The following is a 19,142-nucleotide window of genomic DNA, read 5'->3' as shown; positions in this document are numbered from 1 at the left end:
CGGCGGTGGTCAGCAGCCGGGCGAGCTCGTCCACGTCGTGCTGACTTCATCGGCGGCGGGTGCACCCGCATATCGGTGTTGATGGCGCCAAGCGCCATGGTTTCGATGGCCGGCACGCACCCCGGTCAAGCCATCAACGTGCGGCCGAGCCAGGCGCGTCGTGCGGCAGGTCGGCGATCGTGCCGGCACCTCCAGGATCTGTGCGTCTCCGCAGGTCGGTGGAGTGTCAGGAGGTACGCCGATGGATGTGGTCCGGCGCCTCGATCAGCGCGTGCCGGCGGCCTGCTCGTGGGCGGACGCGAGTCGGCGTGCGGCCTCGGTCAGCTCCGTGCGGTCGGCGGTGGCGGCGAAGCCGAGGCGTAGGTAGGCCGCCGGGCGTTCGGTGGCGAAGTAGCGGTGACCGGCGCTGACGGCGACGCCGTACTGACGGGCCGTGTCGGCGGCCACGGTGTCGTCGGTGCCGTACGGAAGGCGGACCCACAGGTGAAGCCCACCCGTGGGGATGCGGGTGAGGGTCCAGTGCGGAAGTTGGTGCGTGACGGCGGCCGCCAGTGCTGCGCAGCGTTCCCGGAGGGTTGCGGCCAGAGAACGGAGATGCCGTTCCCAGTTGGGGGAGCTGAGGAGTTCGAGCGCTGCCTCTTGGAGCGGGCGGGTGACGAAGAAGTCGTCGACCAGGCGGGTGGCGCGCAGGCGTTCCAGCACCGGGCCACGGGCCACCAGGGCGCCGATGCGCAGGCTCGGCGCCGCCGGTTTGGTGAGCGAGGTCAGGTGGACCACGGTGCCATGGCGATCACCGGCCAGCAGGGGAGGCGGCACCGGAGTACCGTGGCCGAGGTACCTCGCGAAGTCGTCCTCGATCACGAACGCGCCCGCCGCCCTGGCGGCATCGACGATCTGCCGGCGGCGTTGTGGCGCGAGCGTGGTGCCGGTGGGATTGTGATGGGTCGGCTGGCAGTACAGCAGCCGGGCGCGGGTCATGGCGAAAGCGTCGGCCAGGAGGTCGGGCTGCAGGCCGTCGGCATCCATCGGCACCGGTACCGGGCGTAGGCCGGCTGCCCTGGCGGCGGCGATCGCCCCCGGATAGGTGGGCGACTCCACCAGGACGGGGTCACCCGGCGCCGCGATGGCCCGGAACGCCATGGACAGGGCGCTCTGCCCGCCGGCGGTGACCAGGATGTCGTCCGCGCTCACGCCGTCGCCGGCCATGGCAGCGAACACGCTGCGCAGGGCCGCCAGGCCGCCGGCGGGGGCGCGGTCCCAGGCGTCGGGGCGGCGCGCGGCCCGGGCCAGCGCCGCTGTCAGGATCTGCGTGGGCTGGAGCGATCGATGCAGGTATCCCCCGTCCAACATGATCGTCCCCGCCGGTGGCTCGCCGATCGTGCCGGTGAGGAGGCGGGTGTCCACGCTCCGATCGGCGAGGGTGACAGTCTGCCAGGCGGTATCGGCCACTTCGGCACGCCGCTGGACGCGGGCCGCCACGTACGTGCCGCTGCCTGGACGGGTGACCACCAGGCCCTCGGCGGCGAGCACGGCGATCGCCTGCGACACGGTCGCGGGGCCGACCTGGAAGCGCCGGATCAGCTCGCGGCTGCTGGGCAACCGGTCGCCCGGGGACAACCGGTCGATCATCGCGCGCATCCTGGTGGCCAACTCAGCAGAACTGCTACTATTCGGCATGAATAAGGATAATAGCGCTTCCGGAATTCTGACAGAATCGCTTCTGGACATCGCGGCTCTGCGCGCGGATACCCCTGGCACCGACCACGTCGTGCACTTCAACAATGCAGGGTGCGGTTTGATGGCCGCGCCGGTGCTGACCGCGATGGTCGACCACCTCCAACTCGAGGCGAGCATCGGTGGTTATGAGTCGGCGGCCGCCCGCGCCGATCAGGTGCGGGAGTTCTACGCCGAGACCGCCGCGCTGATCAATTGCGCTCCGGAGAACATCGCGTTCGCCGGTAGCGCCACCCACGCGTTCTCCACCGCCCTGTCGGCGATCCCGTTCGAGGCCGGTGACGTCATCCTCACCACCCGCAACGACTTCATCTCCAACCAGATCGCCTTCCTGTCGCTGAGCAAGAGGTTCGGCGTGCGCGTGGTGCACGCTCCCGACGCCCCCGAGGGCGGGGTGGACGTGGCGGCGATGGCCGCCCTGATGCGCGAACACCGGCCCCGCCTGGTGGCCGCCACCCACATTCCCACCAACTCCGGCCTGGTCCAGCCGGTCGCCGAGATCGGCCGGCACTGCCGCGAACTGGACCTGCTGTACCTGGTCGACGCCTGCCAGTCGGTCGGCCAGTACCCCGTCGACGTCGCGGAGATCGGCTGCGACCTGCTCACCGCCACCTGCCGCAAGTTTCTGCGCGGCCCCCGCGGCTCGGGCTTCCTGTACGTATCCGACCGCGTCCTGCGCGCCGGCTACGAACCGCTGTTCATCGACATGTACGGCGCGCGCTGGGTCTCGCCGGACCGCTACCAGCCCGTCGAGACGGCAGCCAGGTTCGAGGACTGGGAGTTCCCCTACGCCATCGTCCTCGGCTGCGCCGCGGCCGCACGCTACGCCCGCCAGGTCGGCATGGACGCCATCGCCCGCCGTACCCCAGCCCTGGCCGCAGTCCTGCGTGACAGGCTCGCCGACCTGCCGGGCATCCGCGTGCTCGACCACGGCCGGCACCTGGGCGCCCTGGTCACCTTCGCCATCGACGGCTGGCAACCGGAGCCGTTCAAGGCCGCCATGGACGCACGCCGGATCAACTCGGCACTCAGCTTCCGCCACTTCGCGCAGTTCGACTTCGGCGACAAGGACATCGACTGGTGCCTGCGCCTGTCGCCGCACTACTACAACACCGAAGAGGAAGTGGACCATGTCGTCGAGGCGGTCGCCGACCTCAGCCACACCCGGCAGGCGTGACGCCCGCCATTCATTAGGTATCGCGGCGGGGGCAGATATCACCCCAGAGTCCACAATTGCCCGCCACGACAGCGAGCGCAGGGACGACGGAGACGGCGGCCGCTGAGCTGCTCCGCCACTGCTCTGTAGAACACCTGCGTTGCATGCCGTACTCCCATCCCTGGATGTGATCGGGACCGTCGCGCTTGCTGGTAGGCCGGGGGCCGGTGCGCGGCTCCGTGGGTGATGCCAAGGGCATCGGCGATTTGGCGGCGGCTACGTGTCGGCCAGTGATCAGAGGGGTGTCACCGGGCCGGCGTGCGGGACGTACACCAGGGCGTCGTAGGCCTTGGCCGGGACCGTCGCGACGGTGTACATCTTGCTCAGCTTGCTGAACAGGGCGGAGAACTCGTCACCGACGCTGCCCATGGGCACCTTCGCGTTGAGCAGCCTGCGGTTGGCCGGGTCGGCAGAGGCCTGGGCGATGTCCACGTAGCCCATCGGCTCGCCGCCGAAGAGCTTGGCCAGGGGCGCGTCGGTCTCCACGGTGAACTTCTGGCGGCGGCCCGACATGGAGTCCTTGGTGATGAAGGTGCTGGTGCCGAAGTCGGTGCCGATCGCGAAGTAGTCGTCCCCGTACGTGGCGGCGAGCCTGCGGCCCATCGACTCGAAGGAGTAGGCGGCCCCGCTCTTGTCGATGTGGCCGTTGTGCGCGGCTACGATGATCTTGCCCTTCGCCTGGCCGGCGATCCAGCCGATGTTCTCGGCCATCCAGGCGTCGCGCTTGGCGATGTAGTCGTTGCCCGAGGACTGGAGCTCGACGCCCTGCCGGATTATCTCGGCGTGGTGGACCGCCACGGCGTACGCCTGCTCGGAGCCGGCCCGTACGTACGCCTCGCGCTTGCTCTTCAGCAGGCTGATGACGCCTGCGACGGCGTCCTTGGCCCCGGCAGGAGGCGGTGAGGTGCGGGTGGCGTCGGTGAGGCCGGACAGCGAGCGCTCGGCGGAGGCCGCCCGCGCAGGATCCACGTCGGTGAGGTGGCGCAGCAGGCGCTCCTTGTTGCGGTCGTACCGCTGCATGTCGAAGCCGAGAAGATGGACCTTCTCGGCGTCGGGCACGGTGGCGTTGTGGTCGTGGATCCAGCGCAGGAGGCCGGCCGTGTCACGGGTGCGGTAGAGGTCGAAGCCGAGCGCCTTGGCGGCGTCCTCGGCGGTGCCCTGGCCGCCCGTCACGTAGTCGTCGGCGACGGCCGTGCCGCCGAAGTCGGCCTCCAGCGCGACGGCGCGGAAGCCATGCCGTTCCACCAGGGTCTTGATGACCTGCAGGCGGACCTGGACGAACTCCTTGTTGCCGTGGGTCGCCTCGCCGATGCCGACCACCCGGTCGTTGGCCGCGGCGTCGAGCGTGGCCTCCGGCAGCGGGACGACGGCCGAGGACGTCACACCGGTGGTGTCCACGCCGCCGCACCCGGCCAGCCGCGCGAGTGCGGCCACCACGGGAAGGGCCCGCCTCATGTCAGTGAACCTCCTTACGGAGCACACGCAGCGCGCGGAACGTCACGGGGAGGGCGATCCAGAAAATCATGGAGACAGCCAGTTGGGCGACCTTCATGCCGGTCCAGCCGCCGTCCATTGAAGCACTCAATCACGGCAAACGAGCCGTATGTCTGTGTCACCGATACCGCTGGTCCACAATGGCCCGCATGCCTACCATGCCCGAAGATCACGTTGAGACCGCACAGCCCTCCCCGTTCAACGCCTACGACATGATCGCCGAGGGGTACTCGGCCGAGAACGAGACCAGCCTCGTGAACGCATACTACGAACGGCCCGCGATGCTGGAGCTCGCCGGGGACGTGACCGGTCGGCGGATCCTCGACGCCGGCTGCGGCTCGGGTCCCCTCTTCTCCGCGCTGCGCGATCGAGGCGCCATCATGACCGGCATCGACGCGAGTGCGGGGATGCTGGAGCTGGCCCGACGGCGGCTGGGCGCCGACGCGGACCTGCGGGTCGCCGACCTGGCCGGCCCGCTACCTTTTCCCGACGGGACATTCGACGACGTCACCGCGTCTCTGGTGCTGCACTACCTGGAAGACTGGGGACCGACACTGGCCGAGCTGCGACGCGTGCTGAGGCCGGGCGGCCGACTCCTCGTCTCGGTCGACCATCCTTTCGTGATCACCCTCATGCGTGCCATGGCCGGGGAAAAGCCCAGCTATTTCGGAACCCGTAACCGGGTCGAAGAATGGACCATGGGCGGGCAGAGCGCCCAGATGAGTTTCTGGGACCGGCCGCTGCACGCGATGACCGAGGCCTTCACCGCGGCCGGCTTTCGCATCAGCGTCATCAGCGAACCGCCGTATGTGCCGGAAGCCCGCGAACTGTTCCCCGAGGAGTTCCGCGAGCGCACTGGCACGAGGTTCCTGAGCTTCCTGTTCTTCGTACTGGAAGCCGACTAACGGCGCCTCGTCCCGATCGGTTGTGCCGGCTGAGCGTCCCCGCGGTCGATGCGGCGACAGAGGACGGCTGAATGGGGGTGTCCCCGTTTCGGAGGCGTTGCGCAGACGCCCCCGGGTTGTCACTTCGACGTCGACGCGATTCAGCCGCAGGCGCGGCCTCACCCGCTTCAGCCGGGTCAAGGTCGCGAACGCCAGTGACCACCCGCCTCCTGCGCCCCGGCTACGGTGCGGAAACCAGCGTCGCCGTGCAGGTGCGCGGAGCCCGATCGCGGACCAGTTGTCCGCTGTCGGGATAGTGCCGCAGCAACCTCGAACGCAGTACCCTTCGTCACCGGTCGGTCGAGCGGGGCCTTCGCCTGGCGGTGGCGGGGCCGCAGCGGCTACCAGGCGATTTCTTCGAGGGCCAGGTCGTTGCCCTGCCAGACGACCTGCTGCGGGAAGGCGAGGTCTCGGCGGGTGCTCGTGGCAGGGGTGGTCAGGCCGGTTGCCTGCCGCAGGTCGATCCGGATGAGCTTCTGGTCGTGCGTGAAGTCGTCCATGCCGGTGCCCGTGGACCGGGCGATTTCGTGGCCGACCAGCAGGTGGCTACCGGTGGGGTCCAGAGTCATCGAGACGATCTTTCCTCGGGGAGGCTGGTACACGGTCCCGATCGATGTGGGCCCGTCGTAGAGGACGAGGGACATGATGTCGCTGTCGTCCGGGGACGCCGTCGCCCAGATCATCCGGCGGTCCGGGAGCTGCACCATTCCGTAGGACGTCAGATCCGGTGGGACCGGCAATTTCCCGGCTGCTCCGGTCCTGACCTCGCGGGTGGGCAGGAATCCGCCGCCGGCGATGAAACGCTCGCCGTTCTCCTTGGTGCGGAGCGTCCACGGGGGTTCGGCTCTCGACGGGAAGACCAGTGTGTTCTCGTCGCTCCAGTACAGGCGGTAAGGGTCCTCGACCGGCCATTCGGAGGTGGTGCCGAGCACGCCGGCGAAGGATAAGAGGTTGTCCTTCTTGTCGGCGGTCGTACGCGCGTAGGCGATCTCCCCTGCCGGGGATACGGCGAGGCTGCGGATGACTCCTTCTATTTCGCCAGAGGCGGTGCCCTGCACTTTGACCACCCCTTGGGCGTCCATCGTGAGCCGATGAATTGTGGATTTGGCGCCGCGTGGGCTTTGCCGCGGGTCATAGCCCGGTGGGCGCTCCACGGTGACCGCGAGGTAGGTCCCCGGGGCCGTGTCGCGGGCGAAAGTGGCGTATTCGGTGAGCGTTCCGTCCGGCGACGGTATTTCCTCCAGGATTTTGCCGGTGGCGAGATCCATGACGGTGGGGAAAGGGGTGGCGAAAAGCAGATATCTCCTGGCGCCCTCCGAGGGGGACGGAGCCGTCCGCGCCGTTGTCAAGAATATCGTCACCGCGCCGACACAGAGCGCGACCAAGATGGCCCAGAAAACCATCCACGGCCGACTGATCATAGCAAGGCGAGAGAGCAAGACAGGTCCTTTCCGGCGCAGGATTCGGCTACGAAAGATATCGGCCCTCCGGCATGGTACGGGTGTCTCATCAAGCGGCCGGACGCTCCTTGCGCGAAGGGGGTGGGAAAGAGTTCGGGTTGTCATGGAGTAAGGACAGACCCTATTGTCACGCTTCGTGAAATCCTTTACGATCGCGGCGCTCGCGGGTGCCCTCATCGTCCCCTTATCCGGCACGGCAGCCGCGCAGACCGCGGCCTACCCCGTCAAGCACCCCAAGCTGATCGACAACCCGCTCTACAAGGCCGGCCTGCTGCCGAAGACGACCTGCAAGGAGCCGCGGGTCCAGCGCAACAACCGCACGCAGGCCCGGGCGTACATCAACGCGGTCGCCGCCTGCTTGGGAAAGACCTGGAAACAGCACCTCACCAAGGCCGGCCTGCCGTACAAGCCTGCCAAGGTCCAGCACATGGACCGGATTCCCAAGAAGTACTGCGGCTTCGACGTGACCGTGGACAGCTCCCAGGCCTATTACTGCGCCAAGACCAGCACGCTGGTCTTCCAGATCGGCAAGGACCTGATGGATGACCCCTCGGACCTCTGGTTGTTCCACCTTGTGTCCTCCCATTACGGCATGCACGTCCAGAACATGGTCGGCATAGAGGACGCCTTCCAGGCGATCCCGACCAGCTCGAAGTCCGAGCTGAGCGAGCAGTTCCGGCGCCACAACCTCCAGTCGGACTGCTTCGCCGCCGCCTTTCTGAAGAGCGTCTCGCCGATGAGGGGGCGATCCGGCAAAGACTGGAACCACTTGCTGACCCTGGTAAAGGGCGACGCCGCACGTGCCTCCAGTGAGAAGCGGGTAATGGGCAAGCCGGCCAACGTGCGCGCCTGGATCAAGCGTGGTTACGCCGGCGGCAACCCGGCCGCGTGCAACTCCTGGTCGGCCGCGTCCTCCCAGGTCGCCTGAGAAACCTGCTCCGGGCCGGGTGGACGGAGTCCGATCGCGGACGTTCTCGCACCACGATTCCCCCAGTCGGCATCGTCGCCGGTTGGGGGCTTTTCCCGGTGGCTCCGTGCAGGGAGTGCAGGCTCAGGTCTCGGGCCTCTCGGCCACTTACGAGGTTTGGACTGCCAGCACAGCCCATCTGGCACCACGCGGCGCCTTGATCATCAGCGTCTCTACTTCCGGCGTCGAAGCGGGGCGATTGTCGACCGTGTACGTCCCGAATCCCGCGCTGCACTGCCGTGCCGTCGTCCAGCCCTTGCGGGGCACGATCGTCATCATTCCCTGGGAACCGACGCAATCGACAGCGACCTTGTACAAGTTCCCCGCCTTCAGCTTTCCGACCCATTCAGTCTGGTCGCCCGAGTCGGCGACATGATGCAGAAGAATCTTTCCCTTGACCTCTGTCCGTAGATCGACCAAGGGGCGCGTCGAATCCTCAGGTAACTGCACTGAACAGGCGGCCATGAACAGCATGACCATGATGAAGCCGACCCAGGAGCGGCCGGCACGACCAGAGGGAAGATCAGGAAGCGGCACAGCGAGCACTCTAACGACCACGCGACCTTTTAAGTAGCTACTCCACCCCTGCGCCGGCACTATTCGTGAACACCCACCAAGAAAGATTCAGGCGGGACGCAGATGCGCTATAGGTGTCCGACTGCGCTTCAACTCTTGAGCGCTATCGCAAGCCAGGCTGGTCAAGGGGCCCCTCGCTCCCGCCGACGCACCCCATGAGGAGTGGGGAACAGCATCCCTTAGCGTTGGATGCCTATCGAACACTGAGGGAGTTGAGCATGCGTATCGTACGGATCGACCACTTCGGCGACCCTGACGTCCTGACCTTGACGGAGGCGTCAGCACCTCGTCCCCGGGACGGCCAGGTGCTGGTGCGCGTTGTCGCCTCCGCCATCAACCCCGTGGACGACAAGACGCGTGAAGGCGCCATCGGCGAGGGCGCCCCACCCCTGCCGATGATCTTGGGTTGGGAACTGGCGGGCATCGTCGTCGACAGCGGCACCAGCGAACTGCCTGTGGGTGAGAGGGTCTTCGGGATGTCTCACCAGCTTGACACCGGTCGAGGAACCTGGGCCGATCTCGTGGCCATGCCGGACAACGCTCTTGCCGTCGCACCCTCAACCATCAGCCTGGTGGAAGCGGCGACGCTGCCACTGCCTGGGCTCACCGCTGCTCAGACGCTGGACTGGCTCGACATTCGCGCAGGAGAACGGTTGCTGGTCGCGGGAGCGGCCGGCGCCGTCGGCGGCCTGGCCGTCCAGCTTGCCCGAGCGCGTGGCGCACGGGTCGACGCGCTGGTGTCCAGGCCGGCCCAGGTTGAAGTGGTCCGGAAACTCGGGGCTGAATGGGCCACAACCGACCGGGCGGCTCTGCCCGCAGCCGCCTATGACGCCGTTTTCGACACCTTCGGCGCGTTCGTGACGGACGCTGTCGTCGACGAAGGCCGCTATGTCTCCATCGCCACCCAGGCCGGACCCGTGCCGGACCTGTCCCACCGCTCGGTTCGCACCACGGTCAACCAGGTACGCGAGGACGGTGCGGGGCTCGCCGAACTGGCCAAGATCGTAGATGCGGGCCAGGTGAAGGTGCGACTCGACTCCGAATACAGCCTGCGAGACGTGCGAGAAGCGCACGAGCGCTTCCGCCGCGGCCAGTTGACAGGAAAGATCGCTCTCGTCTTCTGACCGCAGGCCACACCCTTTCGTGAACACCCACCAAGAAGCCGCAGGTGAGAGGGGTCTTCGGAGTAGTCCGGGGGCCCTTTTCTCATGTCTGGAAGTCGATGGGAGCCAATCGGGGGGACCATCTCGGCTTCTGGGCGGGGGCCTGCGGGCGCTGTGCGCCAAAGCATGTAGCTCTGCTTAAAGGTGAGTGCACAATCTTGCACTTGTGCTGTCGAGTCCGACCACGGCAACGTTCATCTGGAACGGCGGGACGAAAGGCGGACGATGACCCACAAGGCGTGGACGCGCATAGCCGTGCTCGCCCTACTGTGGGGGTCGGCCTTCCTGTGGATCAAGGTCGCTCTGGATCACGGTCTGAGCCCGTTGCAGGTCACCGTCGCCCGTTCGGCGTTCGGGGCCTTGGCGCTCGTCGTCCTGGCCCGCATGACGGGCCGGCGCCTGCCGCGCGATCGAGCCACCTGGGGCCGACTCGTCGTGGCCGCCTTCTTCTGCAACGCCCTGCCGTTCCTGCTGTTCGCGGTCGGCGTCGAGTCCACGAGCAGCGGGATGGCCGGAGCGCTGAACGCGACGACGCCGCTGTGGTCGTTGCTGGTCGGCATGGCCATCGGAACCGAGCGCGGGCTTCGTCCGGTACGCCTGGCCGGGCTGCTGCTCGGTTTCGCGGGCACGTTGCTGATCTTCGCGCCCTGGCAGGGGAGCGGGCCGCTGACCTGGGGAGTCCTGGCCATGCTCGGCGGCGCGGCGAGCTATGCCGTGGCCTTCGCCTACATGGGACGCGAGCTCGTCGGCAGAGGCGCCCCTGTCGCGCTCTCGGCGGCCCAGCTCCTGATGGCCGCCGGCCTGAGCGCGCCCGTCCTGGCCGTCAGTGGCGCCGTCCCGGCCGAGGCGGACGTGACGGCGCTGGTCGCCGTCGTCATCCTGGGCGTCTTCTGCACCGGGGTCACCTTCTACCTCAACTTCCGCCTCATCGAGGACGAAGGCGCCACCAGCGCGGCCGTCGTCGGCTATCTGTTGCCGGTCGTCTCAGTGGCCCTGGGTGCGCTCGTTCTCGACGAGGAGCTCACCCTCCGCGTCATCGCCGGGATGGCCGTGGTCCTTCTCGGGGTCGGGCTGACCCGGCGAACACCACCTCACCCGATCCACCTCGCCGGCAGCCGCGGCGGCACCGGTTCGACCGCCGATTGAACCGGACCATGCACCCCGGTTCTCCGTGGCAGGTGGCGGGCTTTCGCGTCCTGTTCACCGCGTCCACGCTCAGCCAGTTCGGCACCAATGTCGGCTACATCGCCCTTCCCCTGATCGCCGTCTCCGCGCTGGAGGCGAGCCCCGGCCAGGTCGGGGCGCTGGCCACGCTGAGCACGGTGGCCTTCCTGGTGATCGGCCTGCCCGCCGGGGCGTGGATGGACAGGATGTCCCACCGGCATGTGCTGATCACCGCGGATCTGGCACGCGCGGCGCTGTCGGCCTCGCTGCCGATCGCGTGGTGGCTGGACGTGCTCACCCTGGAACAGCTGTACCTGGTGGCCGTGCTGAACGGCTGCGCCACCGTGTTCTTCGACGTCGGCTCCCAGAGCGTGCTGCCGCAGTTGGTGGGCCGTGACCGCCTCGTCGCGGCGAACGCGGCCACGATGAGCCTCATCGCCGTGGGCAATGTCGCCGGGCGAGGGGCGGGCGGCGGTCTTGTCCAGGTGCTCACCGCACCCGTGGCCACGGCCTGTACGGCGGGCGCCTACCTGATCTCGGCCGTACGGCTCACCGCCCTGCCCAGTACGCCGGCTCCACGCTCATCCGTACGGCCCGCCCGGCTGCGTACGCAGATCGCGCAAGGGGTGCGGCACGTTCTGGGCAGCGCCGAACTGCGCGCCCTGGCGTTCACCGCGACCCTGAACAACTTCGGCTCCCAGATCGTCAACACCATGCTGCCGGTGCTGTTCGTCCGGGAACTCGGCTACCCGGCGGCGACGCTGGGCCTGTTCTGGGCGGTGGGCGGCGTCGGACTGCTCCTCGGCGCCCGCTGCGCCCGGCCCGTCGCCGATCGGCTCGGTCACGGCCGGGCGCTGGCGTTCGTCGGCCTCTGTCTGGCGCCCGCGAGCCTGACGCTCCCCTTCATCGACCGTGGCGCCGGGTTGTGGCTGGCGGGAGCCGGTTATCTGCTGGTGATGTTCAAGACGGGCATGGACAACGTGCTCGGCGTCAGCCTGCGGCAGCGCATGACTCCGGATGCCCTGCTCGGCCGGATGAACGCCACCTTCCGTACCCTGCTGACCGGCGCCCTGGCGGTCGGTTCCGCCGTGGCCGGCCTGATCGGCGAGCTGGCCGGCGTGCACGTCACGTTGTGGGTGGGCGCGTGCGTCCTGGCGACGGCCTTCCTGCCGGTCTTCCTCTCCCCGCTCCGCATGAGACGCGGGCTCGACGTGACCGCGCATTGAACGCCGTCGGAACCGTCGGGGCCGCCGCTTCACCGCGCCGTCCGCCGACGTCCGCCATTCCCGCGGCCCGGTCCGGCCCCAGGGACCACGCCGGACGGCAGGCGGCCACCGAACTGCTGCATGACCTGGTCATGGAAGGAAATCTAGTGATATTGCGTCGAAGGACGACTACGTTCATCACCTCCGCACGGCGGGTCCTGGTCGTGATGGCCTTGGCCGCCGCTCTGGTAATCGGCCCGGCCCTGGCGCCCGAACCCGTGGCCGCCGCCTCCGGGCAGACCGTCCAGGCGGCCGCCGCCGCGCCGATGTCGCCCCTGTTCGTACGCAGAAGCAGCGACGGCCACCTGCTGGCGTACGAGCCCAAAGGCGCGGCCGGCGGCTTTCAGGCCCCCGTCGACCTGGGGGGCGGCTTCGCGGCGGCCACCGCGATCCTGCGCGCCAACACCTCTGAGAGCGGCGCGGGCAACGACCTGTTCTTCCGCCTCGGCGGCATGCTCTTCTACACCGCCGAGCGCGGCAGCTCATCCATGCACGTCGCCGGGAACATGGACATCTACAACCTGATCATGACCCCGGGCAACATGGGAAGCAGCGCAGCCCCCGAGATCATCGCGCGGGACACGGCCGGTGCCCTGTGGCTCATCCCGGGACGCTCCGACGGGGGCCTGTCGGCGCGTGCCCAGGCCGGAGCGTCCGGCTGGGACACCATGAACGCCCTGGCCGGGTACGGCGACTACACCGGTGACGGCAAGAACGACCTGCTGGCCAGGACCACCACCGGCACGCTCTACATCTATCCGGGAACGGGCAGCATCGTCGCCAACCAGATCCTGGGGACCCGCATCAGCGCGGGAACCGGCTGGGGCGCCTACACCGCCCTCGTCTCCACCGGCGACAACAACGCGGACGGCAAGGCCGACCTGATCGCCCGCGACTCGGCCGGCGCGTTGTGGTTGTTCAAGGGCACCGGGGTCTCCTCCGCCCCCTTCGCCGCCCGGGTGCAGATCGGCGCTTCCGGGTGGAACGCCTTCAACGCCCTGTTCTGATCCCGGTACTCCGCTTCAAAGAAACGGCTGACATGCCTACCAATATCCCCCTATTAGGGCGGCTGCGGGCGATCGCCGCGGCCCTCACCTGCGCCGCGGTCGTCGTCGGCGGCGCGCAGATCGTGCCCCTTCCCGGGATCCGCCCGGCCGCCGCCTTCGCCGACACCGGTGCCGGCGAAGGCGAATACGACCTCGCGCACGCCGCCGAGGTGCGCGCGGCCCAGTGCCTGCTCACCGTCGTGCAGCGCAAGGGCGGCCAGGACCTGAAGGCCGTCGCCCGCGCCGGGCTCGTCGGCACCGACACCGACCTGCTGCGGGCCGCCAACCCCGAGTACTGGACCGAGCCGCCCACGCCGCTGAGCGCCGCCTACGACAAAGACGGCGAACGAGCCTCGGCCAAAGGGGACGAGCTGGACGGCCGCCGCGCAGTGTGGGAGCAGCCCCTCTCCGTCACGCCCCCGGATGGCTACACGCACGCCGGGTTCCAGACGATCGGCCGGACGGACAGCCCGTTCACCAAAGTGGGCCTGATCGGCTGGATCAACAACCAGTACTGGCAGGGCGAGTCCGACTTCTACGACGACCAGACACCTGTGGCCAGCAGGCAGTCCGTGGACGCGGTCAACGCCATCGCCGCCGAGCGCTACACGATGGAGAAGGACTACGAGGGGTGGCGTGCGTGGGAGGACATGACCTTCATGCACCCCATGTACGCCGACGACGCCCGGGCCTTCCTGGCCACCGGCGGGTTCCCGACCAGCGCGCCCGCGCCGGACAGCATGGAGTTCCGGGTCGACGTCGAGAACCTCAAGGCCCGATACGCCTCCTGCACCACGCAGAACCCGCCCGACCCGTACAAGGTGCTTGAGGCCGAGTTCGCCACGGCCTCGGCGGAGTGGCAGCAGGAGGTCGACGGCCAGCGGGTCCAGCGTGACACGATCCTCAAGGAGGAGGCGCAGGCCACGGCCGACCTCCAGGTCGCCACCCAGGCCCTGGGCGAGGCGCTCGGTCAGTCGATCATCGCGGTCCGGCTGGCCGACTGGCAGGCGTTCTGGCTGAAGCAGACCTCCGCGAACCCGAGTTATCCGGACGCGGCCGAGTTCACCCAGGTCAAGAACGACATCGTCAAGGCGCAGGCGATGGCGCTCGGCAGGGTGTTCGTCGCCTCCAGGGCGGCCCAGTCCGCCCAGGAGCACGCCGCCTCGGCCGTGGCCGCCCAGCAGGCCGCGTACGCGATCGCCGACGCCGCCGGCCTGCCCCGCGGCCGGGGCCTGCTCTACGGCCAGCAGGCCGTCCAGGTCACCCGGGCCTCCGCCGCCGCCGCGAAGGCCGTGGCCAAGGCCACCGAGACCGCCTCCAACGCCACCCGCGCCTCGGCCGCCGACAGCAAGACCCTGATGGCACTGGCCGAGACACAGGCGCACGCCACGCAGGCCGAGTTCCGGCGCATCGCAGCCGAGGAGGCCGCCGCGCAGGCCAAGGCGGCCGCCGACGGGGCTGCCGCGCAGGCCGCCGAGGCCGCGCTCAACGCCACCAAGGCCAAGCAGGCCCAGAGCAGGGCCGAGGCCGCCGAGCAGGAGGCCGAGGCCGCCGCCGCCGACGCCAGAAGCAGGCGGGCGACCGCCGAGGCCGAGCGTGACAGAGCCGAGGCGCAGAAGGAGATCGCCGCCGGGGAACGGGCCAAGGCCAGGACGGCCGAGGCCACCGCCCAGAACCAGCGGCAGGTGGCGGCTGCCGCGCTCAGCGACGCCGAGGCGGCGGGCGGCACGGCGGCGGAGAGGAAGACCGCGGCGCTGGAGGCCGAGCGCAAGGCGCGCGACGCGCGCAACAAGGCGGTGGAGGCTGAAGCCGAGCGGGACGCCCTGACGGCCAAGGCCGCCGCGCGCGAGGCGCACGCCGCCGCCGTCGAGGGCACCGACGCCGCGCAGGACGCGCGGGCCGCCGCCACCCAGGCACGGGCCGCCGCCGACCGGGCGACCGCCGCCGCAGCTAGCGCCCGCGCCGCCGCCACCGAGGCCACCGAGGCCGCGACCGCCGCCCGCGAGGCCGCCACGCGCGCCGAGGCCGCCGCCTCCCGCGCTCGGGCCGCCTCCGACGCCGCCCAGCGCGACGTGGCCATCACGAACGCCGCCGTCAAGAAGGCCCACGCCGCGGCGGCCGACGCCATCGCCGCCTCCGAGGCGGCGGCGGAGAACGTCCGCCTGGCCAAGATCCTCGCCGACACGGCCAAGGCCAAGGCGGTCACCGCCAAGGCGAACGCCGTCGTCGCGCGCAGGGAGGCCGACGCGGCCCACGTCGACGCGGTCCGTACCGCCGGGTTCGCCTACTCCACCGCCCAGGCCGCGGTGGCCGCACGCGACTCCGCGGCCCAGGTGATAAAGCCGGCCAACGACGCGATCGAGCTCGGTTCGCCGTACAAGGACACCGATGCCTCGGCCGGTCTGGCCGTGCTGACCGGACAGTCGTCCAAGACGCTGGCCGCGCAGCAGGCCGCCGTCGCCCAGGCCAAGGCGGCACAGGCGCAACGGGCCGCCACGGAGGCCGCGGCGTTGGCGGCACAGGCCACGGCCGACGCCAAGGCGGCCGCCGTCGCGGCGGCCCAGGCGGCCGACTCCGCAGCCAAGGCCGCCGCCTCGCTCGCCAAGGCGCGGGACTCCGCGGCGGAGGCGAAGACGGCGGCCAAGGCGGCGGTGCAGGCCGAGGCCGACACCGTCGAGTACGACCGCCAGGCCACGGCGGACGCGGCTGCCGCGGCCTCGGCCGCCGACGCCGCGGCGGGGCACGCGAGCGCCGCCCGCGCCTCGGCCGACGCGGCCGAGCAGGACGCCGCCTCCGCCCGTGACGCGGCCACCGCCGCCGAGAACGACGCGGCCACGGCCCGCGACGTCGCCACCCAGGCGGAGACGGACGCCAGTACGGCCGAGGCCGCCGCGGCCCGCGCCCGCGAACTGGCCGAGCAGGCCCAGGCGGCGGCCGAACGTGCCGAGGCCGCCGCCGAACAGGAACGCGAGGCGGCCAGGGCCTCGGAATCGGGCCCGACCGGCATCCCCAACCTGATCAGCCTGCCGAGCGAGGACGCCCTCTACGACATCAATCCCCTGGAGGATTTCTGCACCGGTACGAACGGTTGCGACATCGACCTGGAGTATCACCTCTACGGGACGCAGGACTACTACCTGGAGACCTGCTCCCAGCCCGGCAGGAGCATCGCCGACTGCACCGGGCCCCTGGTGCTCGACTACCTGGGCAGCGGCCCGCTCGACGTCCGCTACACCAAGCGCACCCACTTCAACGGGAAGGACCTGGTCGTCAACTTCCTGCAGGGGCTGGGCAGGGCGCTGGTGCACGACTACGTCAGCTGCTGGCGCAAGGTGACGGGCCAGGACGGCGGATCGACCACCAGTTGCGCGTGGGCCATCGGCTCGATCGTCATCCCACCGGTGATCAAGGCCGGGTACACGTACGCGCTGTCCCTGCGTACGGCCATGCAGAGCGGGACGGCCTTCACCCAGGCGCTGTTCCGGCTGCGCTACTCGGGGCTGCCCGCCGAGGCGATCTCCGGCCTGGAGCGGGCCGCGGGCAACGCGCTGGCGACCGGACACTGTTTCCCGGCCGGCACGCTCGTCGACACCGAGGACGGTCCCAGGAAGATCGAGGACATCAGGGTCGGGGACCGCGTCTGGGCCGCCGACCCGGCGACGGGCAGGCGGACCCTGCGCGACGTCGTACGGCTGTTCCACCGGTCGGTGGACTCACTGGTGCGGATCACCGCGGACAGCGGCACGTTGTCGGTGACCGAAGGCCACCGGTTCTGGGTCCAGGGCAAGGGCTGGACGCAGTCGCAGGACCTCCGCCCTGGTGACGCGCTCCAGGACCCGTCCGGCAAGGCCGACCGGGTCCAGGCGGTGTCGGCGAGTGACGGGCGCGTCGACGTGTACAACTTCGAAGTCGAGACCGACCACACGTACTACGTGTACGCGGGTTCGACGCCGGTCCTGGTGCACAACGACTGCATCAAGGACATCGTCAAGGCCGGGGATCACGCCGTCCTGGGCATCAACCCCTGGTCGGACAACCTGGCCAGGGGCCTCGGCGGGTACACCTTCAACAGGCAGGCGTTCGCCGTAGCCACCCCGAACGGCGACGGACGGCCCCTCTGGATGACCGCCGCCACCGAGGCGGCGAACAATTCCTCCGTCCGGCTGTCCGTCACCCTGGACGGCGTCCCCGGCGCCACGACCGCCGACGAGGCGCTGGCCTCCCTGCTGGCGCGCGGAGACAAGGTGCCCCCGGGGGACTGGCGGACGGTGGCGGACCCGAAGAACGGCCTTGGGACCGCATGGGAAATGACCGAGTTGCGCCGGGCGTACCGGATGGAGAGGCGCACCTGGGAGTCGATCGAGTTCTACATGCTCAAGGACGGGACGCCTACGAGGGTGTTCCCGCGGCCGCCGCTGCCCCCGGGGTCGTGAGATGAAGTAGCCGCATGCCGGGTCCGGACCTCGCCGGACCCGGCCTTACCACCCGAGACGGATTCGATCGGCCTCATGGAGCGGTGGGAGCCGGTGACCCTTCCGGCTGCACGCAACGTTACGCGCGGTCATCCCGATAGCACTGAGGGGAGAGATTCAAAAGGCGGCCGTCGCCGTTCAGGACCGACCCCGCCGTACGGGCCCGCCGCCGTCACCATGAGCCAGGTGCGCGACGCGCTCAGGGGGACATGCCGCGCGCCAGCACCGTCGCGACGCTTCCGCCGGGCAGCACGCTGCTGCTCCACACCGACGGCCTGGTAGAAGTGCCAGGAGAGCGCCTCGATGCGGGGCTGCGACGCATGCGCCGCACCGCCGCCTCCCTGGCCCGCGAGCCCCTGGACGTCTTCTGTGACGAACTGCTCAGCGGGCTGCCCCTGGCACGCCGGGACGACATCGCGATCATCGCCGTACAGCTGCCGGGTCACTGAACCAGCTCGTACACCGTCCGAACCTCCTTGTCACCGGCGAGTTCGCGGCGCACGGTATGGACCCAGAGCCGCGTCGTGCCCGGCGCTGGGGCGATGTCGATGATGCGATCAGCCGGACCGCCCCCGGGCAGGGTTGATCTGGTCCATCTGCCGTCGCGAAGGTTGAGCACATAGGGCGCGCCGGAGGCAGGGCTGGCGGCGATCCACAGACCGCTCACTGGATCGGTGCGTACCGCGGTCAAGCCTGTCTGAACCACGTTCAGGCTCACCTGCGTCCATCGGGTACGGTCCCAGTGCAGCACGATCGGGCTGCCACCGTCCGCCGAGGCAGGGCCTACCGCCCACGCCCGGCCATCCGGCTGTGCCGTCAGGCTCATCCACGCGAGGTGGCGCCGCCCCCGACATGGTGACCGAACCGACTCCGCCACGCAGGGGTGATCGACTTCCTTCCAGGCTGCGCCGTTCCAGTGCAGTGTCCTGGGCCCTTGCCTTCTGCTCACCACCCACACGTCGTTCGGCCCCGCCGCAGCGACCGCGGTCATGTCGAACTCGCCCGGCCCCTCCTGGTAACGCAATGCCCTGCCATCCCAGCGCAGCACCGCCGAGGGGGCGCCGTCCGGATCCATGGAGGTGACGAACCAGGCATCGTCGCGGGAGCTGACGGCGATGTCGATCACGCCGGTCCAGGTCGCGTCTCGGGAGAATTGGTGCGTCCAGCGCCCATCGGAGAACCGCCACAGATGCTCTGTGCTCGCGTCCTCGTCTCCATGTGCCACGCTCGCGGCCGCCCAGATCGTTTCCCCGGATGGCGAGCCGCCGACTTCGAGCGACCAGGCCTTGTCAAACTGCTTGGGCGGCGTGGAGCGTTTCCAGGAGGTCCCGTCCCAGCGCAGCATCGACCAGCCGGGTCTTCGGGCTCCCGTGGTGAACAGCCATGCCCCGCCACTCGCCGTCGGGATCACCCTCATCGCGGAGTTCTCGTCGCCAGAGGCGGTGTATCTCACAGTCCAGCGCGCCGCCGACCGAACAGCGTCATCAGCCGTCCGCCCACCACCGCCCAGGGCCGTATCGGCGGCCGGCACACACATGGCGGCAAGGACCAGTGCAGTGAGCACACGCGTCGCCTTACGCATCTCACTGAGGATCACACAACCTGGGCAGCCGTCGGTAATGCACATTCACATCGTCATTT

The 19,142-nt window shown here is 69.6% G+C and carries 14 protein-coding genes; 9 read left to right on the top strand and 5 right to left on the bottom strand.

Translation table 11 applies throughout. The annotated features are described in order from the left end of the window. Positions 1-264: 264 nt before the first annotated feature. Positions 265-1,629 (bottom strand): aminotransferase-like domain-containing protein, encoded by a 1,365-nt coding sequence (locus BLS95_RS18205; protein ID WP_245765127.1) that lies wholly within the window; start codon positions 1,627-1,629, stop codon positions 265-267. Positions 1,630-1,675: 46 nt separating this feature from the next. Between BLS95_RS18205 and BLS95_RS18200 the strand changes: the two genes are divergently transcribed. Next, on the top strand, positions 1,676-2,911 hold the full coding sequence (locus BLS95_RS18200) for an aminotransferase class V-fold PLP-dependent enzyme (RefSeq protein ID WP_090932678.1): 1,236 nt from the start codon (positions 1,676-1,678) through the stop codon (positions 2,909-2,911). Positions 2,912-3,184: 273 nt separating this feature from the next. Here the strand turns inward: BLS95_RS18200 and BLS95_RS18195 are convergent, their stop codons facing one another. Continuing rightward, positions 3,185-4,405 (bottom strand): erythromycin esterase family protein, encoded by a 1,221-nt coding sequence (locus BLS95_RS18195; protein ID WP_090932676.1) that lies wholly within the window; start codon positions 4,403-4,405, stop codon positions 3,185-3,187. Positions 4,406-4,584: 179 nt separating this feature from the next. Between BLS95_RS18195 and BLS95_RS18190 the strand changes: the two genes are divergently transcribed. Beyond that, positions 4,585-5,349, top strand: a complete 765-nt coding sequence (locus BLS95_RS18190; protein WP_090932674.1) for a class I SAM-dependent methyltransferase — start codon at positions 4,585-4,587, stop codon at positions 5,347-5,349. Between the two features lie 380 nt (positions 5,350-5,729). Here the strand turns inward: BLS95_RS18190 and BLS95_RS18185 are convergent, their stop codons facing one another. Beyond that, on the bottom strand, positions 5,730-6,656 hold the full coding sequence (locus BLS95_RS18185) for a hypothetical protein (RefSeq protein WP_143043762.1): 927 nt from the start codon (positions 6,654-6,656) through the stop codon (positions 5,730-5,732). 316 nt (positions 6,657-6,972) lie between these two features. On the opposite strand from BLS95_RS18185, the gene BLS95_RS18180 reads away from it, so the two are divergent. After that, positions 6,973-7,776: a neutral zinc metallopeptidase gene (locus tag BLS95_RS18180; RefSeq protein ID WP_090932669.1), complete on the top strand. Its 804-nt coding sequence runs from the start codon at positions 6,973-6,975 to the stop codon at positions 7,774-7,776. Between the two features lie 147 nt (positions 7,777-7,923). Here the strand turns inward: BLS95_RS18180 and BLS95_RS18175 are convergent, their stop codons facing one another. Further along, positions 7,924-8,352 (bottom strand): hypothetical protein, encoded by a 429-nt coding sequence (locus BLS95_RS18175; RefSeq protein ID WP_143043761.1) that lies wholly within the window; start codon positions 8,350-8,352, stop codon positions 7,924-7,926. Between the two features lie 257 nt (positions 8,353-8,609). Here BLS95_RS18175 and BLS95_RS18170 point away from each other — a divergent pair, with 257 nt between their 5' ends. The 6 genes from BLS95_RS18170 to BLS95_RS18145 all read left to right on the top strand — a co-directional run bounded on the left by BLS95_RS18170 (position 8,610) and on the right by BLS95_RS18145 (position 17,950). Further along, entirely contained in the window at positions 8,610-9,515 is a 906-nt protein-coding gene (locus tag BLS95_RS18170) for an NADP-dependent oxidoreductase (protein WP_090932665.1), read from the top strand. Positions 9,516-9,779: 264 nt separating this feature from the next. Continuing rightward, on the top strand, positions 9,780-10,700 hold the full coding sequence (locus BLS95_RS18165) for a DMT family transporter (RefSeq protein ID WP_090932663.1): 921 nt from the start codon (positions 9,780-9,782) through the stop codon (positions 10,698-10,700). 8 nt (positions 10,701-10,708) lie between these two features. Then, entirely contained in the window at positions 10,709-11,944 is a 1,236-nt protein-coding gene (locus tag BLS95_RS18160) for an MFS transporter (RefSeq protein WP_090932661.1), read from the top strand. A 146-nt stretch (positions 11,945-12,090) separates the two neighbouring features. Beyond that, positions 12,091-12,990: an FG-GAP-like repeat-containing protein gene (locus BLS95_RS18155; protein ID WP_218135824.1), complete on the top strand. Its 900-nt coding sequence runs from the start codon at positions 12,091-12,093 to the stop codon at positions 12,988-12,990. 32 nt (positions 12,991-13,022) lie between these two features. Then, complete coding sequence (locus tag BLS95_RS18150; protein WP_090932659.1) at positions 13,023-17,462, top strand: polymorphic toxin type 27 domain-containing protein; 4,440 nt, start codon at positions 13,023-13,025, stop codon at positions 17,460-17,462. A gap of 248 nt (positions 17,463-17,710) precedes the next feature. Next, entirely contained in the window at positions 17,711-17,950 is a 240-nt protein-coding gene (locus BLS95_RS18145; RefSeq protein WP_090932657.1) for a SpoIIE family protein phosphatase, read from the top strand. Here BLS95_RS18145 and BLS95_RS18140 read toward each other — a convergent pair. Then, entirely contained in the window at positions 17,944-19,083 is a 1,140-nt protein-coding gene (locus tag BLS95_RS18140) for a hypothetical protein (RefSeq protein ID WP_143043760.1), read from the bottom strand. The genes BLS95_RS18145 and BLS95_RS18140 overlap by 7 nt on opposite strands. Positions 19,084-19,142: the final 59 nt, after the last annotated feature.

It is taken from the genome of Nonomuraea jiangxiensis (assembly GCF_900099965.1).
Taxonomy (GTDB): Bacteria; Actinomycetota; Actinomycetes; order Streptosporangiales; family Streptosporangiaceae; genus Nonomuraea; species Nonomuraea jiangxiensis.
This window is presented reverse-complemented; position numbering and strand designations above follow the sequence as displayed.

What these genes read in the sequence shown, in the direction of transcription:
- BLS95_RS18205 (WP_245765127.1), bottom strand. Translation starts at nt 1,629, where the DNA reads ATGATCGACCGGTTGTCCCCGGGCGACCGGTTGCCCAGCAGCCGCGAG.
- BLS95_RS18200 (WP_090932678.1), top strand. Translation starts at nt 1,676, where the DNA reads ATGAATAAGGATAATAGCGCTTCCGGAATTCTGACAGAATCGCTTCTG.
- BLS95_RS18195 (WP_090932676.1), bottom strand. Translation starts at nt 4,405, where the DNA reads ATGAGGCGGGCCCTTCCCGTGGTGGCCGCACTCGCGCGGCTGGCCGGG.
- BLS95_RS18190 (WP_090932674.1), top strand. Translation starts at nt 4,585, where the DNA reads ATGGCCCGCATGCCTACCATGCCCGAAGATCACGTTGAGACCGCACAG.
- BLS95_RS18185 (WP_143043762.1), bottom strand. Translation starts at nt 6,656, where the DNA reads ATGGATCTCGCCACCGGCAAAATCCTGGAGGAAATACCGTCGCCGGAC.
- BLS95_RS18170 (WP_090932665.1), top strand. Translation starts at nt 8,610, where the DNA reads ATGCGTATCGTACGGATCGACCACTTCGGCGACCCTGACGTCCTGACC.
- BLS95_RS18165 (WP_090932663.1), top strand. Translation starts at nt 9,780, where the DNA reads ATGACCCACAAGGCGTGGACGCGCATAGCCGTGCTCGCCCTACTGTGG.
- BLS95_RS18160 (WP_090932661.1), top strand. Translation starts at nt 10,709, where the DNA reads ATGCACCCCGGTTCTCCGTGGCAGGTGGCGGGCTTTCGCGTCCTGTTC.
- BLS95_RS18150 (WP_090932659.1), top strand. Translation starts at nt 13,023, where the DNA reads ATGCCTACCAATATCCCCCTATTAGGGCGGCTGCGGGCGATCGCCGCG.
- BLS95_RS18145 (WP_090932657.1), top strand. Translation starts at nt 17,711, where the DNA reads ATGCCGCGCGCCAGCACCGTCGCGACGCTTCCGCCGGGCAGCACGCTG.
- BLS95_RS18140 (WP_143043760.1), bottom strand. Translation starts at nt 19,083, where the DNA reads ATGCGTAAGGCGACGCGTGTGCTCACTGCACTGGTCCTTGCCGCCATG.